This window comes from Actinosynnema sp. NPDC050801 (genome assembly GCF_040673975.1).
Classification (GTDB): domain Bacteria; phylum Actinomycetota; class Actinomycetes; order Mycobacteriales; family Pseudonocardiaceae; genus Actinosynnema.
The window spans coordinates 86,206-102,995 of sequence record NZ_JBFAQZ010000013.1 but is presented as its reverse complement, the minus strand read 5'-3'; the positions used below and the strand labels follow the sequence as shown (position 1 = coordinate 102,995).

Below are 16,790 nucleotides of genomic sequence, written 5' to 3'. Positions count from 1 at the left end.
GTCGCCGGTCACCGGCTGCGGTAGACGACGTAGGGGCGGGTCAGGTAGCCCAACGGCATCGAGAACACGTGCACCAGGCGGCTGAACGGCCAGAACGCGAACAGCACCCACGCCGACAGGGCGTGCAGGCGGAAGCCGAGGGGCGCGTCCGCCATCAGCTCCGGCCGCGGCTGGAAGGCGAAGATCGAGCGGAACCACGGTGAGACGGACTCGCGGTAGTCGTGCGGGTCGTCGGTGAGGTTGCCCAGCACGGTCGTGCCCAGGCCCAGCACCAACGTGGCCAGCAGCAGCACGTACATGACCTTGTCGTTGCGGGTCGTCGCGGAGAACACCGGGCCCACGGTGCGGCGGCGGTAGACCAGGATCGCGGCGCCCACGAGCGTGCAGAAGCCGGCCAGGGCACCGAGGCCGACGGCGACGGCGTGGTAGGCGGTCTCGCTCACGCCGACGGCTTCGGTCCAGGACTTGGGGACCAGCAGGCCGCCGACGTGGCCCAGCACCACCAGCAGGATGCCGAAGTGGAACAGCGGGCTGCCCACCCGCAGCAGCCGGTTCTCGTAGAGCTGGGACGACCTCGTGGTCCAGCCGAACTTGTCGTACCGGTACCGCCACACGTGCCCGACCACGAACACCGCGATGGCCGCGTACGGCACGGCCCCGTACAGCAGGATGTCGAGCGCGGTCATCGGCGGCCTCCCGGCATGAACTCGGGCGGGGCGAACGGCGCCAGGCCGACCTCCTCCTCGGGCGGTCCCTGGGCGGCGAGGCGGGCCACGGCCTCGTGGTCGCGCCCGCCCATCGGCGGCAGGGTGGCCGACACCGACTCCAGCACCCCGGCCCACGGCGATCCGGCCTCGCGCAGCCCGAGCCGCATGAGCTCCAGCCCCGCCCGGTGCTCCAGCAGCAGCTTGCGGCCGACCCGCTCGTCGGCGGTCGCGGCGAACTCCAGCACCACGGCGAGGTGGTCGGGCAGTTCCCCGTCGTCCGGTTCCAGCCCGGCGGCGCGGTAGGCGTGCTTGAAGCGCAGCAACGCCATGCCGCGCTTGCGCGTGTCACCGTAGGCGAAGTACGTCAGGTACGGGCTGAACCTCTTGCGGTGGTCGAAGGTCGCGACGTAGTCGGCGGCCAGCGCCGTGAGCGGCGTCGCCTCCACGTGGTCGAAGAACGGCCGCAGCGGCGCGGCGACCGGTTCGGGCACCGCCCGGGTGACCGCGCGCAGCAGCGGGACCCGTGCCACCAGGTCGTGGTCCGGGTAGCCCATCGACAACGACTGGACCTGCCAGGCGACGGCGTTCATCACGGCTCCCGGCGCGGCGGGAACAGCCCTTCGGGCCTGCCCTTGCCGTCCCAGTTGAGCAGGTTGACGCGACTGCCCTTGTCCGCGGGCGCGGCGGAGGTGTCGGAGGTCTGCCGGTCGCGCAGCATCCGGAAGTTCTCCACGGCGATCGGCGACGCACCGCCCGAGCTCTCGCCGAACGGCCCGGACCCGCCCATCCCCGGCCCGCCCTCGTAGTCCAGGCTGCACTCCGCGGCCAGCTCTTCCAACCCGTGCGCCTGTTCGGCGTGCGCCGGCGGGATGACGTACCGCTCGTCGTACTTCGCCAGCGCCAGCAGCCGGTACATGTCGTAGACCTGCTCGCCGGTCATCCCGACGTCGGCGGCGATCTCCTCGCGCGGCTCGCGGCCGAGGTTGATGTCGCGCATGTAGGACCGCATGGCCGCGAGTCGGCGCAGGACCGCGTCCACCGGCCGCACGTCGCCGGCGGTGAACAGGTTCGCCAGGTACTCCACCGGGATCCGCAGCGCGTCCACGGCGGCGAACAGGTTGCCGTGGTCCTCGGCGTCGTGCCCGGTGTCCCGCAGGACGTCCACGACGGGCGACAGCGGCGGGATGTACCAGACCATCGGCATGGTCCGGTACTCCGGGTGCAACGGGAGCGCGACCCGGTAGGTGTTGATCAGCGCGTGCACGGGCGACCGCTGCGCGGCCTGCACCCAGTCGCGCGGGATGCCCGCGCGTTCGGCCTCCCGGACCACCTCGGGGTCGTGCGGGTCGAGGAACACCCGCCGCTGCGCCTCGTACAGGTCGCGGGGGTCGGGCGTGGACGCGGCCTCCAGCACGCGGTCGACGTCGTAGAGGACCAGCCCGATGTACCGCAACCGGCCGACGCAGGTCTCCGCGCACACGGTCGGGAGGCCGACCTCCACGCGCGGGAAGCAGAACGTGCACTTCTCGGCCTTGCCGGTGCGGTGGTTGAAGTACACCTTCTTGTACGGGCAGCCCGACACGCACATCCGCCAGCCGCGGCACCGGTCCTGGTCGACCAGCACGATGCCGTCCTCGCTGCGCTTGTAGATCGCCCCGGACGGGCAGGACGCCGCGCACGACGGGTTGAGGCAGTGCTCGCAGATGCGGGGCAGGTAGAACATGAACGTCCGCTCGAACTCGAACCGGACCTTGTCCTCGATGCCCTTGAGCATCGGGTCCCGCGCGCCGTGGTCGGGCGCGCCGCCGAGGTTGTCGTCCCAGTTCGCCGACCACGTGATCTTCGTCGGCTCGCCGCTGAGCAGCGAGTGCGGCCGCGCGACCGGCATGTGCTCCTGCCGCGGCGCGCTGGTGAGGGTGTCGTAGTCGTAGGTCCACGGATCGTAGTAGTCGTCGATGCCCGGCAGCTTGGGGTTGCTGAAGATGGTGAGCAGCTTGCGCAACCGGCCGCCGCCCTTGAGCCCCAACCGCCCGCGCCGCCCCAGCGCCCACCCGCCGCGCCACCGCTCCTGGTCCTCGTAGGTGCGCGGGTACCCCTGCCCCGGGCGGGTCTCGACGTTGTTGAACCACACGTACTCGACGCCCGACCGGTTCGTCCACGTCTGCTTGCAGGTCACCGAGCACGTGTGGCAGCCGATGCACTTGTCGAGGTTCATCACCATCGCCATCTGGGCCATGACGCGCATCAGTAGGTCACCTCCTGGCTGCGGCGCCGGATCACGGTCACCTCGTCGCGCTGGTTCCCGGTCGGGCCGAGGTAGTTGAACGCGAAGGTCAGCTGGGCGTAGCCGCCGATCAGGTGCGACGGCTTGATCAGCAGCCGGGTCAGCGAGTTGTGGATGCCGCCGCGCCGCCCGGACGCCTCGGCGATCGGCACGTCGATCAGCCGGTCCTGCGCGTGGTGCAGGTAGACGGTGCCCTCGGGCATCCGGTGCGAGACCACGGCCCGCGCGACGACCACGCCGTTGCGGTTGACGGCCTCGATCCAGTCGTTGTCGGCCACGCCGATCCTGCGCGCGTCCTCCCGCGACAGCCACATCGCGGGGCCGCCCCGGGAGAGGCTGAGCATGAGCAGGTTGTCCTGGTACTCGGAGTGGATGGACCACTTGGAGTGCGGCGTGAGGTAGCGGACGGTCAGGCCGTGCTCGCCCAGCTCGCCGATGCGCGGTTCGGCGAACAGGGCGGTCATGTCCAGCGGCGGGCGGAACACCGGCAGCTGCTCGCCCAGCTCCGCCATCCAGTCGTGGTCGAGGTAGAAGTGCTGGCGCCCGGTGAGGGTGTGCCAGGGTTTGAGGCGCTCGACGTTGATGGTGAACGGCGAGTACCGCCGACCGCCGGTCTCGCTGCCCGACCACTCCGGCGACGTGATCACCGGCACGGGCGCGGCCTGCGTGTCGGCGAACGTGATCCGCTTGCCCTCGTGCTCGGCGGCCAGGTCCGCCAGCCGCGTGCCGGTCCGCCGCTCCAGGGTGCGGAAGCCCTGGGTCGCGAGGCGACCGTTGGTGGTGCCGGACAGGGCCAGGATCGCCTCGCACGCGTGCAGGTCGCGCGCCAGCGAGGGCCTCCCGTCGGCCGGTCCACCGCGGATGGCGCCGTTCTTGCGGCGCAGGTGGTCGACCTCGGGGCCGAGCTCGTAGGTGATGCCCTTGGTGGTGGCGCCGAGCTCCTCGGCCAACGGTCCCAGCGCGGCCATCTTCGCCGCGACGGCCGGGTAGTCGCGCTCGACGACGGTCAGCCGGGGCATGGTGACGCCGGGGACGGGGTCGCACTCCCCCGCCCGCCAGTCCCGCACCCGGCCGTGCGGGGTGGCCAGTTCGTCCGGTGTGTCGTGGGTCAGCGCGGTGGCCACGACGTCCTGCCGCACACCCAGGTGCTCCTCGGCCAACGCGCTGAACGCCCGCGCGATCGTCTGGAAGGCGTCCCAGTCGGTGCGGGTCTGCCACGGCGGTGCGATGGCCGGGTTGAACGAGTGCACGAACGGGTGCATGTCCGTGGTGTTCAGGTCGTGCTTCTCGTACCAGGTCGCGGCCGGCAGCACGACGTCGGAGCACAACGTGGTGCTGGTCATCCGGAAGTCCAGGGTCAGCAGCAGGTCCAGCTTGCCGACCGGCGCCTCCTCCCGCCAGACGACCTCGCGCGGCCGGTGGGACGACTCTTCGGCGCGCAGCGACGAGTCCGTGCCGAGCAGGTGCTTGAGGAAGTACTCGTCGCCCTTGGCGGAGGACCCCAGCAGGTTGGCGCGCCAGATGCTCAGCACGCGGGGGAAGTTCTCCGGCGCGTCCGGGTCCTCGCAGGCGAACCGCAGCCGTTGCGCGCGCAGTTCGCGCACCACGTGGTCGGCCGCGGACGAACCCGAGGCCGCCGCCTCGTCGGCCAGGTCGAGCGGGTTGCGGTCGAACGTCGGGTAGGACGGCATCCACCCCAGGCGCGTGGCCAGCGCGATGACGTCCGCGGTGGTGCGGCCCGCGAACGTGCCGCCCGTGGTCGCCGAGAGGGTGTCCGCGCCGAACGGGTCGTAGCGGAACTGGTCGGTGTGCAGGTACCAGAACGCGGTCTGGATCATCTGGCGCGGCGGGCGTGACCAGTCCAGCGCGAACGCCAGCTGCGTCCACCCGGTGACCGGGCGGCACTTCTCCTGCCCGACGTAGTGCGCCCAGCCGCCGCCGTTGACGCCCTGGCAGCCGGTCAGCGTGGTGAGGGCGAGGAACGCGCGGTAGATCGTGTCGGAGTGGAACCAGTGGTTCGCGCCCGCACCCATGATGATCATGGATCGGCCGCGGGTCTGCTCGGCGTTCGCGGCGAACTCGCGGGCGATGCGCGCGGCGGCCGCGGCGGGCACGCCCGTGATCGCCTCCTGCCACGCGGGCGTGCCCGGTTCCCGCGCGTCGTCGTAGCCGGTCGGCCACGTGCCGGGCAGCCCGGGGCGGCCGACCGCGTACTGCGCCAGCAGCAGGTCGAACACCGTCGTCACGAGGTGCCCGCCGACCCGCCGCACCGGCACGCCCCGGCGCACCGCACCGGTCACGTCGAACCGCGGCAGCTCGACCTCCACCGCCTCGTCGCCCGCCACCGACAGCAGCGGGTCGACCTCGCCGAGGTCGAGGTTCCACCGCCCCGCGCCGGACTCCCCGTAGCGGAACCCGAGCGACCCGCCCGGCACCACGGGTTCACCCGATCGAGCGTCGAGCAGCACCGTCTTGAACGCGGCGTGCTCGACGTCGGCGTGCCCGTCGAGGTCGGCGGCGGTGAGGAACTTGCCCGGGACGTGGACGCCGCCGCGCTCCTCCAGGCGCACCAGGAACGGCAGGTCGGTGAACCGCTTGACGTAGTCGGTGAAGTACGGGACCCGGCGGTCCACGAAGAACTCCCGCAGCACGACGTGCCCCATGGCCACGGCCAGCGCGCCGTCGGTGCCGGGACGGGCGGGCAGCCACTCGTCGGCGAACTTCACGTTGTCGGCGTAGTCCGGGGCCACCGCGACCACCTTCTGGCCCCGGTAGCGCGCCTCGGCCATCCAGTGCGCGTCGGGCGTGCGGGTGACCGGCAGGTTGGAGCCCCACATGATCAGGTAACCGGCATCCCACCAGTCGCCGGACTCCGGCACGTCGGTCTGGTCGCCGAACACCTGCGGGCTCGCCACCGGCAGGTCGGCGTACGAGTCGTAGAACGACAGCATCGTGCCGCCGAGCAGGGAGACGAACCGCGCGCCGGACGCGTGCGACACCATCGACATGGCCGGGATCGGCGAGAAGCCCGCCACCCGGTCCGGCCCGTACCGCTTGATCGTGTGCACGTGGGCGGCGGCGACCATCTCCGTCGCCTCGTCCCAGGACGCCCGCACCAGCCCGCCCTTGCCCCTGGCCGACTTGTACGCCCGGGCCCGTACCGGGTCCTCGACGACCTCCGCCCACGCCAGGACCGGGTCGCCGGTGCGTGCCTTGGCCTCGCGGTACATCTCCAGCAGCACGCCACGCACGTACGGGTAGCGCACCCGGGTGGGCGAGTAGGTGTACCAGGAGAACGCGGCGCCACGCGGACAGCCGCGCGGCTCGTACTCCGGGCGGTCGGGGCCCACGGACGGGTAGTCGGTCTGCTGCGTCTCCCAGGTGATGATGCCGTCCTTGACGTACACCTTCCAGGAGCAGGACCCCGTGCAGTTCACGCCGTGCGTCGAGCGGACGACCTTGTCGTGGCTCCAGCGGTCCCGGTAGAACTCGTCGGCGTCGCGCCCACCGATCCGGTGCAGCGTGCGCAGGTCGTCCGACACCTCGGCGCGGGTGAAGAAGCGGCGGGTCCGGACCAGCGCGTCGGTCAGCTCGGAGTCGAGACCGGGCTCGGGGCTCACGGTGCGGTTCCTCCAGAGGTCGCGGCGGTCAGGTCACGGCCGAGCGGGCGGTGGCGCGCCGCACGGCGGTCGTGGTGAAGACCAGGGACGCCGTCGCGACCGCGGCGAGCGCGGCCAGCCCCAGCGCGTAGGACTCGAACACCCCGTAGAGGGCGCCCATGAACAGCGGCGGGACGAACCCGCCCAGGCCGCCGGACGCGCCGACGACGCCGGTCACCGAGCCGACCCGGTCGGCCGGCGCGAGCTGTGCGACCAGCGCGAACACCGCTCCGCTGCCCGCGCCGAGCGCGGCGGCCATGGCCAGGAACGCGACCGTGCCCACCGGCATCAGCTCCGGCGTGAACGCCTGTACCACCGCGCACACCGCCGTCACGCCCAAGGCCCAGGTCAGCACGTCCACCGCGCCCACCCGGTCGGACAGCCACCCGCCCACGGGCCGCAGCACGACCGCCAGCAGCACGAACCCGGCCGTGCGGTTCGCCGCGTCGGTCTGACCGAGGTGGTAGGCGGTCTGCAGGTAGGCGGGCAGGTAGACGGAGAACGCCACGTACCCGCCGAACGCCACCGCGTACAGCGCCGAGGCCTGCCAGGTCGCCGGCAACCGGACCGTGTCGCGCAACCGGCGCATCGTGGACTCGGCGGGCGGTGACCAGCCCGGCGCGTCGCGCAGCACCAGGTACGCCACCACGGCGTACACCGCCAGCACCGCGGCCGTCAGCACGAACGGCGTCGGCACACCCCCGGCGTCGACCAGCTGGACCGTCGTCAACGCGCTGATCGCCGTGCCACCCATGCCCGCGCCGAACACCCCGATCGCGGTGCCGCGGCGGTGTGGCGGGAACCAGGCGTTGACGAACGGCACGCCGACGGCAAACGACGACCCGCCGAGCCCGAGGACGAAGCCGCCGACCAGCAGCCCGGCCAGGGAACCGTGCCCGACCAGGCCGAGGAACAGCACCGGGACGATCGTCGCCGCGGAGATCAGCGGGAACATCAGCCGCCCGCCGTACCGGTCGGTCAACGCGCCCACCGGGATGCGGCCGAGCGACCCCACCACCACCGGCACGGCCACCAGCAGGGCCTGCTGGAACGCGCTGAGCCCCAGCGACTCCTTGAACAGCGGTCCGAGCGGGCTCAGCAGCGCCCACGCCCAGAAGTTCACCGCGAACCCGACGGTGGCGACACCCAGCATCAGGTACGGCGTGGTCCCGACACGTCCTTCGCTCATCACCGGCCCGTCGGTCGTCGCTGATCGGCTGCGCGACGAACGTAAGCAGGGGATGGCGATCCCGCAGTGCGAAGCATCGGGGGTACCGGCCCGACCGTCACCGCCGGTGACCTGAACCACCCGCATTGCGACTGTTCGATACCTAGCTCTACTATGCCTAACACTTCTAGGGCACGGTGGAGGGTCAGTGAAAGTCACCAAGGACCTCGTGGCCGCCTCGGCCACGCCGATGGTGCTGGGCATCCTCGCCGAGGCGGACAGCTACGGCTACGCCATCCTGCGGCGGATCAGCGAGTTGTCCGGCGGTGAGCTGGACTGGACCGAGGGACTGCTCTACCCGTTGCTGCACCGGCTCGAACGCCTCGGGCACGTGGAGTCGAGCTGGCGGTCGGTCGCCGGGGAGCGGCGGCGCAAGTACTACCGCATCACCGCGGGCGGCCTGGCCGAGCTCGCCGAGCAACGCCGCCAGTGGGACACGGTGGTGGGCGCGCTCAAGGAGGTCTGGCACGGTCGCGGCGACGCCCGGCCGTTGTTCGCGAACCCGATGGGGAGCCACGCATGACCGACGGCGGGCACGACCTGGAGGCCCAGTTCGCCCAGTGGCGCACCTACGTGCAACGCCGCCCGGAGCTGCGCGGGACCGACGTCGAGGAGCTCGAGGACCACCTGCGCGGTTCGGTCGACGAACTCCTCGGCGTCGGCCTGCACGCCGACGAGGCGTTCCTGGTCGCGGTCAAGCGCATGGGCAGCCTGGACGACCTGTCCCGCGAGTTCGCCCGCGAGCACTCCGAGCGGCTGTGGAAGCAGTTGGTGCTCACCGGGGAGACCGACGGCACGGCCAAGGTCGAGCGGTCCCGGCGCGAGCTGCTCGTGATGGTGCTCTGCGCGGCGGGCGCGGCCGCGTCCATCAAGGCGCCGGAGCTGTTCGGCCTGAACTTCGAGCGGGACGGCGCGTTCTACGCGCCCAACGTCGGGTTGTTCGCGCTGCCCTGGCTGGCCGGGTTCCTGGCCTGGCGGCGGCGTGCGGCGACCGGGTTGGTGGGTGTGCTGCTGGCGTTGTTCGCGCTCGGCGCCGTGGCGGCCAACGCCTACCCCCTCGCCGAGGACTCGCAATCGGTCGTCCTGACCGCCATCCACCTGCCCATCGCCCTGTGGTTCGTGGTCGGCCTGGCCTACGTGTCCGACGACCTGCGCTCGCCGCGCCGTCGGATGGACTTCGTCCGGTTCACCGGCGAGTGGTTCGTCTACTACGTCCTCATCGCCCTCGGCGGCGGTGTGCTGGTGGCGTTCGTGTTCGGCACGTTCGAGGCCATCGGCGTCTCGCCGGAGGTCTTCATCGGGCAGTGGCTCGTCCCCTGCGGCGCGGCGGCCGCGGTGGTGGTCGCGGGGTGGCTGGTCGAGGCGAAGCAGAGCGTCGTGGAGAACATCGCCCCGGTGCTCACCCGGCTGTTCACCCCCCTGTTCACCGCGGTGCTGCTGGCCTTCCTGGTCACCCTCGGCGTGACCAGCTCCGGCATCGACGTCGAGCGGGAGGCGCTGATCCTGTTCGACCTGCTGCTGGTCGTGGTGCTGGGGCTGCTGCTCTACTCGATCTCGGCCCGCGATCCGCTCGCGCCTCCCGGCCTGTTCGACAAGCTCCAGCTGGCGCTGGTGGTCAGCGCGCTGGTCATCGACGTGCTGGTGCTGCTGGAGATCACCGGGCGCATCACCGAGTACGGCACTACGCCCAACAAGGCGGCCGCGCTCGGGGAGAACGTCATCCTGCTGGCCAACCTCGCCTGGTCGGCGTGGCTGCTGCTCGGCCTGGCCCGCGGGCGGGTGCCGTTCGCGAAGCTCGAACGCTGGCAGACCGCCTACCTCCCGGTGTTCGCGGCGTGGGCCTGGGTCGTGGTGCTGCTGTTCCCACCGCTGTTCGGCTACCTCTGAGGAGGACTACCTCCCGTTCCGCCGGTCACGGCTTGACCTTGACACTGTGACAAGGTGTGCACTGGGTGCAGGAGGTGGTCCCGATCACTACGACGAACACCAGTCCACAAAGCACCCGTGTGGCCGAAGCCCTGAGCGCCCCGGACTCGTCGGTCCGGCTCCAGGCGGCCTTGGCGGTCGGCTCGAACCCCGACCCCGGTCTCCTGGAGCCGCTCGTCGAGCGGTGCGCGGTCGAGCCCGACTTCTTCGTGCGGGACATGCTGTCCTGGGCGCTCACCCGGCTCCCGCCGGAGATCACCCTGCCCCGGATCCGCCGGGAACTCGACTCCGGGCGCGCTCAGGCCCGCGGCCAGGCGTTGCACACGCTCTCCAAGATCGGCGACCGGAGGGCGTGGGCCTGGATCACGCGCGAGTTGCTGCGTGACGCCGACGACGAGGTCGCGCGGACCGCGTGGCGCGTCGCGGTCGCGCTCGTGCCGGAGGACGCGAAGGCGGACCTGGTCGGCGACCTGGTCGTGCAGCTCGGCCGCGGTGACCGCGACGTGCGGCTGAGCCTGAGCCGGGCCCTGGTGGACCTCGGTGACGTGATCGAGCCCGCCCTGGAGGAGGCCGCGGCGAACCCCGACCCGGCGGTGGCCACGCACGCCCGTGCCACCGGACTGCTCCTGCGCGACCCGGAGACCGGTTTCGACGCGGCCGTCGAGGAGGCGAGGCGAGTGGTCACGCTCGGCCCGGAACGAGCCGCCGCCCTGGCCGCGTCGGGCGTCGCCGGCACCGCGTCCGCCGGTGCCCCCGAGATCTCGGAGAACACGGCTTGCTGATCGGCGACGTGGCCCGCCACTCGGGCGTGAGCACCCGGATGCTGCGGCACTACGACGCCCTCGGGCTGGTGCGGCCGACCGGTCGCACCGTCGGCGGCTACCGCGAGTACTCCGCCGAGGACGTCCGCAGGATCTTCCACGTGGAGGGCCTGCGGTCGCTCGGGCTCACGCTCAAGCAGATCGGACGCGCGCTGGACGACCCGGCGTTCGCGCCGTCCGACCTGGTCGGCGACCTCATCCGGTGGACCGAGGACCGCCTGGAGCGGGAGCAGGAGCTGCTCGAACGGCTCCGCGCGGTCGATGCGTCGTCACCCACCGGCTGGCAGGACGTCCTGCGCATCGTCGACCTCATGCAGGGCCTCAACTCGGCCAGCGCCGCACGCAGGCAGCAGGCCGTCCTGGCCCCGCCGGAGGGCGTGCCGGTTCCCGCCGAACTGCTGGCCGCGGCGGTGCTGGCCGAGGCCGACCCCCACGTCGCGGGCGCCCTGCGCTGGGCGCTCGCCCGATCGGGCGACGACGGCCTGGCGACGCTGACCGCGGGCGTGCACTCGGAGGACGCCGACGTCCGGCGACGCGCCGTGCTGGCGATCGCCGGGATGCCCGAGGCCCCCGGTGCGACCGCGGTGCTCGGGGACGCGCTCGGCGACCCGGACCCGACGGTGCGCGGGCACGCCGCCCTGGCACTGGGCCGCCGTGGCGTGACCGCCGCCGTACCGACCCTCGTCGGCATGGTGGTCGAGGGCTCCCACGACGTCGACGCGGCGGACGTCCTGGGAACGCTGTCCCGGGACCCCGAGTGCGCGGACCGGATCACGACCGCACTGGTCGAGGAACTCGCCGCGCCCACCGCGGACTCCGCGACGCGGATACGCCTGACCCAGGCGTTGGTCGAACTGTCCGGGCCCACCGCGCGGGAGGTCCTGCGCCGGCTGTCCCACGACGACGACCGTGCCGTCGCCCTCGTCGCCTCGGCCTTCGTCGGGGTCCTCGAAGCGCGCTCCCCCGATGACCGGGACGACGCCGCTCACTGACCGTCGTCCTCCAGCAAGGTCGCGACCCGTGCTGCGGCTACTCACCGGCGACGGCCGCACCGTCGCGAAGCCGTCGAGGACCCCGTAGCCCGTCGGCCGCGGCGGTCACGAGCCGCCAGGCGCTGTCGATGTGGTCCGCGGTGGTGGTCGGGCCGCCGGTGGCCATGCGCAGGGTGTGGCGGCCGTGGACCTCGGTGTGGCTGAGCAGGAGCCGACCGGAGGCGTTGAGGCGTCGCAGGAGTTCGGCGTTGGTGGTGTCGTCGGCGCGCAGGCGGAAGCAGACCAGGCCGAACGGGTGCGGCGCGGCGATCTCGAAGCGGTCGTCGGCGCGGACGTGGGCGGCGAAGCGCTCGGCGAGGGCGATGCCGTGGCGGATGTGGGCTCGCAGTCCTTCGGCGCCGTACCAGCGCAGCACGAACCACAGCTTCAGGGCACGGGAGCGGTGGCCGAGCGGGAGCTGCCGGTCGCGGAAGTCCACCGCACGCGGATCGCCGGTGGTCCCCCGCAGGTAAGGCGGTGCGGTGGACATCGCGGCGGTCAGCGCGGCCTGGTCGGTGACCCACATGGCGCTGCAGTCCATGCCGGTGAGCAGCCACTTGTGCGGGTTGACGCAGTAGCTGTCGACCGACTCCACGCCGTGGTTGACCCACCGCAGCTCCGGGCAGACGGCCGCGACACCGGCGTAGGCCGCGTCGACGTGCAACCAGATCCCGTGCTCGCGGCACAGCGCGCCGATCTCGACGACCGGGTCCACGGCGGTGGTGGAGGTGGTGCCGATCGTGGCGGCGACCAGCACCGGCACACGTCCGTCGGCCAGGTCCGCCTCGACCAGTTCACGCAGGTGGTCCACGCGCATCGCGAGGGTGGCCGGGTCGGTCTCGACCAGTCGCAGCGCGGCTTCGCCGACCCCGGCCACGCGGACGGCCTTGGTGATGGAGCAGTTGCCCTCGGCGGAGGTGTAGACGGTGCCGCGGAAGTCCGTGCCCCGCTGCCGCCAGTCGTGCCCGCCACGTCGCCACAGCGCCGCGGCCAGGGCGACCAGCACCCCGGACGAGGCGGTGTCGCCCAGCACCCCGTTGCCGCGGAACGCGGCCGGCAGGCCGAGCAGTGCCGCCAGCCAGTCGCAGACCACGCCCTCCAGCTCCACCAGCGCCGGGTTGGCCGACCACAGCATCGCCTGCGGGTTCAGGCCCGCGGTCAGGAGCTCACCCAGCACCGACGGTCCGGAGTTGGTCATGGGGAAGTGACCCAGGAACATCGGGTGCTGCCACTGCGCCATCCCGGGCACGAGCACCCGTTCGACGTCGGTCAGCAGCGCTTCGAACGGCTCGCCGTGCTCCGGCGCCTCGCCCGGCAGACCGGCCGCGACCTGCCCGGGACGCACGTCCGGCGTCACCGGTCGGTGTTCGAGCGTGCTCCAGTGCCGGGCCAGCCAGTCCACCACCGCGTAGCCCTGCCGGCGGAACTCCTCGACGTCCATGTGCGCCACCGGTTCGGGCGGTTCACGGTGTCGCATCGGCGGCTCCTGGGAACGCCGCCCGGTAGGCGGCCACGTGCCGGGGATCGGTGCTCAGGAACGGCAGGTCGGAAGCGACCATGCGGCGCACCACCAGCAGCGGCACCGGGCTGCGCAGCGGCCGGAACGCCGGGTTGCGGATCCCCCCGGCCGCGGGCGGTCCGCCGTGGAACTCACCGATCATGAGTCCGGCGCGGACGAAGGCGGTCTTGCAGCGCCGCTGCGCCTGCTCGATCAGCCCGACCCGGTCCGGGCGCAGGCCGGGGAACACGACCAGCAACGCCTGCCGGACGTCCCCCGGATCGGTGTTGGCGGTGAACCAGTCCCGGTACCAGCCCATCGTCGCGACCAGGTCGTCGACGTGGTCGGGACGACGGGTGATCACGACCGTCCACAGTGACCTCGCGGCCACGGCCGCGGGCACGTACGGGCACACCGGTCCCGGTCGCCCCAGCTGCGGGTGCGGCCGGCACAGGTAGTCCCGGACCCACTCGACCGGCACCCCACCGGGCGCCGGCCCGTCCCACGCCGCCGGGACCGGCGGTGACCCCGGCCGCGTCGCCGGAGCGGTCCTCACGCCTGGTCGAACTGGTGCCCGGCGCCGTTCCCGGTGTAGAAGGCCACCGCCGTGGCCAGCACCTCCGCCACGCTGACCACGCCGTCACCGTCGGTGTCCACCGCGGCCGCCTGCTCGGCCGCACGCCGCGGCGTGGCGCCCATGGCCACCAGCACCCGCTCCCACTCGGGCAGGTCCACGCGGCCGTCGCCGTCGGTGTCGGCCACGGCCACCACCGCCTCCGCCCACGGGCGGGCGATCTCGGTGAAGCCCTCGGCGTCGCCCCGCATCCGGTCCCGGGCCGCCGCGACGAACTCCGCCTCGGTGATCTCCGCGTCGTCGTCGACATCGGCGACTCGGGCCACACCGGCGAAGAACGTCCGCGCGCCCTCCATCAGCCGCTGCCCCTCGGAGGACTCCACCGGCCGTCCGCAGGCGATCAGGACCGCCTGGGCCATCTCCTCGAAGTCCGTCACGCTCACCCGGCCGTCGTGGTCGCGGTCGAGCGTGGCGAACCGGGCGGCCATCTTGGCGGTGTAAGAGTCCTGGACGACGGTCACGGGAAACAACTCCTCGCTCGAAGTACGGCAGGCCTGGATCGGCCCGGCACCCTGGATCCCACCAGTCCTGACCGCACCCCACCCGCCCGACAGCACAACACCATCCGGTCGGGTGGCGGCCTCCGGCCGAGTCGGCCACCACGCGCAGCCGCCCCGGTTCTATTCATATGAGTGAACCGACCGTGCGAATGCCACACCCGGCAGTCGCGCTATTTTCGCGAACGCGGCGGAACACAATCGTTCATGACCGTGAATTTTATTGCCTGTTGCACAAAGTTGCGCAATGCTCCCTGGGAGCGTTCCCAGTCATTGTTCACACTGTTGAACCGGCCAGTCGCAGTGATCGGCGTCGCAAGGGACCGCTGTCCATCCGTGCTGTTCGCAAGGAGGCGACGCATGAGTGTGCGCATAGGCGAACGCCCGAGACACCCCACCGCCGGTCATTGCCGCGTGTCGGCGACCCGCGCCGGTACCACCGGACCTGACAGCACCACCGATCCTTCGAAGACGCAGGAGACGAAGTGAAACGATCAGCAGCATGGCGGATCCCCGCCGTCGTGGCCGCGTTGGCCGTCGCGACCGCCACCAGTGCGGTCCTGGCGATGTCACCGGCGTCGGCGGCGGCCGGCACCGCGACCGGCTACGCGTCCCAGAACGGCGGGACCACCGGCGGTCAGGGCGGGGCGACGGTCCGGGCCACCACGGGAACCCAGATCCACCAGGCCCTGTGCGGCCGGGCCAGCACCAGCACCCCGATCACCATCCAGGTCGAGGGCACCATCAACCACGGCAACACCGCCAAGGTCTCGGGCAACAGCTGCGAGACCGCCGCCGGCGTGATCGAGCTCAAGCGGATCAGCAACGTCACCATCATCGGCGTCGGCGGCGGCGCCGTCTTCGACCAGCTGGGCATCCACATCCGCGAGTCCCGCAACATCATCATCCGCAACGTGACCGTCCGGAACGTCAAGAAGTCGGGCTCCCCCACCTCCAACGGCGGCGACGCCATCGGGATGGAGAGCAACGTCCGCAACGTCTGGGTCGACCACGTCAACCTGCTGGCGTCGGGTGGCGAGTCGGAGGGCTACGACGGCCTGTTCGACATGAAGAACAACACCCAGTACGTGACCCTGTCCTACAGCACCCTGCGCAACTCCGGCCGCGGCGGGCTGGTCGGGTCCAGCGAGAGCGACCGCTCGAACGGGTTCATCACCTACCACCACAACCTGTACGAGAACATCGACTCCCGCGCACCCCTGCTGCGGGGCGGTATCGCGCACATGTACAACAACCACTACGTGAGCCTCAACGAGTCCGGCATCAACTCCCGGGCCGGTGCCAGGGCCAAGGTGGACAACAACTACTTCAAGAACTCCCGTGACGTCCTCGGCACGTTCTACACCGACGAGGCCGGCTACTGGCAGGTCAGCGGCAACACCTTCGACAACGTGACCTGGTCCGCCCCGAGCAGCGAGCACAAGCCCGCCGGTCCCGACGTCAAGTCCACGACCACGGTCAGCATCCCCTACAGCTTCACGCTCGACCAGACCAGCTGCGTCCCGAACATCGTGAGCCGGACCGCGGGCGCCAACAAGGGCCTGCAGGAGTCGAACGGCGCCTGCTAACATCGCTTGCCATTCGGCTTCTTACCTGCTCGCGGTCTGGACAGGTCACCCGCGCACGTGGCGGCAGCCCGTCCAGACCGCGAGCAGGTGCCGAAGGCCAGCGCACACCGACGCGACTTCGGAAGGTTCACACCCACCTTCACGGCGTGACACACACCGACCCCTCCCGCGGTCCCGCACGGGCGATCAGCGGGTTGCGTCCCGCGTGAGCTCCAAGACGGGGATCGTGCGAATCCCGGCGGTCACCCGCGCGTAGTCGGCGAAGCTCGGGAAGCGGCGGGCCTGTTCACCGAACCGCTGATCGCGCTCGGTCCCGCTGAGCTCGCGGACCTTGACGGGGTAGGTCTCGGAGCCCCGCTCGACGACGGCCTGGCCGGCCGCCACGAGGTTGTAGTACCAGTCGGGGTTCTCCGGCGTGCCGCCCTTGGAGGCGAAGACGTAGATGGTGTCGTCGTCCGTCTCGTGCGGCAGGTACATCATGGGCGTGAGTCGTTCTTGCCCGGTCTTGCGGCCGCGGTGGTGGACGAGCACCACGGGGGCTCCGGCGACAGGGCCGCCGGGACGGCCCCCGCTGGCCCGGAAGTCCTCGATGATCCTGGCGTTCCAGTCGGTCACGGTTCGTCTCGCCTTTCCGATTTCGTGGTCGTGTATTCCGGTGGCCGGAACTGCTCAACTCCAACCGCTCCCGAATCGAAGCGATCACCCCGGCCGTCACCGCTCACGACAAACGTCAACGCCACGATGGACGAAAACGATCTTCACCGCAAGACCGCCCGCTACGCCGCAAACGACCGGGTCGGAGACAAGCCGTTCCGACCGAACGGAAGTCAGGGGTCCGGCACGCGGCCGGCACGCTGGTACGGCACCCAGTCGCCAGAGGGTGAGCGACCGTCGGATCCCCCTCGCGGGACCGCCG

The 16,790-nt window shown here is 71.7% G+C and carries 14 protein-coding genes; 5 read left to right on the top strand and 9 right to left on the bottom strand.

Annotation, left to right across the window (positions count from 1 at the left end; genetic code table 11):
- Positions 1-8: 8 nt before the first annotated feature.
- The 5 genes from narI to AB0K14_RS26670 are packed head-to-tail and all read right to left on the bottom strand — an operon-like array spanning position 9 to position 7,839.
- Entirely contained in the window at positions 9-686 is a 678-nt protein-coding gene (narI, locus tag AB0K14_RS26690; RefSeq protein ID WP_360455810.1) for a respiratory nitrate reductase subunit gamma, read from the bottom strand.
- Positions 683-1,297, bottom strand: coding sequence for a nitrate reductase molybdenum cofactor assembly chaperone (narJ, locus tag AB0K14_RS26685; protein WP_360455807.1), 615 nt, complete (start codon positions 1,295-1,297; stop codon positions 683-685). The genes narI and narJ overlap by 4 nt, the downstream gene beginning before the upstream one ends.
- Entirely contained in the window at positions 1,297-2,952 is a 1,656-nt protein-coding gene (gene narH / locus AB0K14_RS26680) for a nitrate reductase subunit beta (protein ID WP_360455804.1), read from the bottom strand. The genes narJ and narH overlap by 1 nt, the downstream gene beginning before the upstream one ends.
- The gene (locus AB0K14_RS26675) at positions 2,952-6,611 is read right to left on the bottom strand and encodes a nitrate reductase subunit alpha (RefSeq protein WP_360455801.1); all 3,660 of its coding nucleotides are present in this window, start codon (positions 6,609-6,611) and stop codon (positions 2,952-2,954) included. Before AB0K14_RS26675 ends, narH begins: the two co-directional genes overlap by 1 nt.
- A gap of 28 nt (positions 6,612-6,639) precedes the next feature.
- Complete coding sequence (locus AB0K14_RS26670; protein ID WP_360455798.1) at positions 6,640-7,839, bottom strand: MFS transporter; 1,200 nt, start codon at positions 7,837-7,839, stop codon at positions 6,640-6,642.
- A gap of 187 nt (positions 7,840-8,026) precedes the next feature.
- Between AB0K14_RS26670 and AB0K14_RS26665 the strand changes: the two genes are divergently transcribed.
- The 4 genes from AB0K14_RS26665 (at position 8,027) to AB0K14_RS26650 (ending at position 11,617) form a co-directional block, all read left to right on the top strand.
- Positions 8,027-8,401, top strand: a complete 375-nt coding sequence (locus AB0K14_RS26665) for a PadR family transcriptional regulator (protein WP_360455795.1) — start codon at positions 8,027-8,029, stop codon at positions 8,399-8,401.
- Complete coding sequence (locus tag AB0K14_RS26660; RefSeq protein WP_360455792.1) at positions 8,398-9,765, top strand: permease prefix domain 1-containing protein; 1,368 nt, start codon at positions 8,398-8,400, stop codon at positions 9,763-9,765. Before AB0K14_RS26665 ends, AB0K14_RS26660 begins: the two co-directional genes overlap by 4 nt.
- Positions 9,766-9,884: 119 nt before the next feature.
- Complete coding sequence (locus AB0K14_RS26655) at positions 9,885-10,586, top strand: HEAT repeat domain-containing protein (protein ID WP_360455789.1); 702 nt, start codon at positions 9,885-9,887, stop codon at positions 10,584-10,586.
- Positions 10,580-11,617, top strand: coding sequence for a HEAT repeat domain-containing protein (locus tag AB0K14_RS26650; protein ID WP_360455787.1), 1,038 nt, complete (start codon positions 10,580-10,582; stop codon positions 11,615-11,617). The genes AB0K14_RS26655 and AB0K14_RS26650 overlap by 7 nt, the downstream gene beginning before the upstream one ends.
- A gap of 37 nt (positions 11,618-11,654) precedes the next feature.
- On the opposite strand, the gene AB0K14_RS26645 is transcribed toward AB0K14_RS26650, so the two are convergent.
- Genes AB0K14_RS26645 through AB0K14_RS26635 form a run of 3 tightly spaced genes read right to left on the bottom strand, consistent with a single transcriptional unit; the run spans position 11,655 to position 14,249 of the window.
- Positions 11,655-13,133 (bottom strand): pyridoxal-dependent decarboxylase, encoded by a 1,479-nt coding sequence (locus tag AB0K14_RS26645; RefSeq protein WP_360455784.1) that lies wholly within the window; start codon positions 13,131-13,133, stop codon positions 11,655-11,657.
- The gene (locus AB0K14_RS26640; protein ID WP_360455780.1) at positions 13,120-13,710 is read right to left on the bottom strand and encodes a DUF6875 domain-containing protein; all 591 of its coding nucleotides are present in this window, start codon (positions 13,708-13,710) and stop codon (positions 13,120-13,122) included. The genes AB0K14_RS26645 and AB0K14_RS26640 overlap by 14 nt, the downstream gene beginning before the upstream one ends.
- A complete protein-coding gene (locus AB0K14_RS26635; RefSeq protein ID WP_360455777.1) occupies positions 13,707-14,249 on the bottom strand; it encodes an EF-hand domain-containing protein in 543 nt (180 codons plus the stop codon). The genes AB0K14_RS26640 and AB0K14_RS26635 overlap by 4 nt, the downstream gene beginning before the upstream one ends.
- Before the next feature lie 521 nt (positions 14,250-14,770).
- Between AB0K14_RS26635 and AB0K14_RS26630 the strand changes: the two genes are divergently transcribed.
- Complete coding sequence (locus tag AB0K14_RS26630; RefSeq protein WP_360455774.1) at positions 14,771-15,874, top strand: pectate lyase; 1,104 nt, start codon at positions 14,771-14,773, stop codon at positions 15,872-15,874.
- 186 nt (positions 15,875-16,060) lie between these two features.
- Here AB0K14_RS26630 and AB0K14_RS26625 read toward each other — a convergent pair whose 3' ends face one another.
- A complete protein-coding gene (locus AB0K14_RS26625; protein WP_360455771.1) occupies positions 16,061-16,489 on the bottom strand; it encodes a nitroreductase family deazaflavin-dependent oxidoreductase in 429 nt (142 codons plus the stop codon).
- Between the last annotated feature and the right edge of the window lie 301 nt (positions 16,490-16,790).

Coding starts and splice junctions, on each gene's coding strand:
- narI (WP_360455810.1), bottom strand. CDS start 686: ATGACCGCGCTCGACATCCTGCTGTACGGGGCCGTGCCGTACGCGGCC.
- narJ (WP_360455807.1), bottom strand. CDS start 1,297: ATGAACGCCGTCGCCTGGCAGGTCCAGTCGTTGTCGATGGGCTACCCG.
- narH (WP_360455804.1), bottom strand. CDS start 2,952: ATGCGCGTCATGGCCCAGATGGCGATGGTGATGAACCTCGACAAGTGC.
- AB0K14_RS26670 (WP_360455798.1), bottom strand. CDS start 7,839: ATGAGCGAAGGACGTGTCGGGACCACGCCGTACCTGATGCTGGGTGTC.
- AB0K14_RS26660 (WP_360455792.1), top strand. CDS start 8,398: ATGACCGACGGCGGGCACGACCTGGAGGCCCAGTTCGCCCAGTGGCGC.
- AB0K14_RS26645 (WP_360455784.1), bottom strand. CDS start 13,133: ATGCGACACCGTGAACCGCCCGAACCGGTGGCGCACATGGACGTCGAG.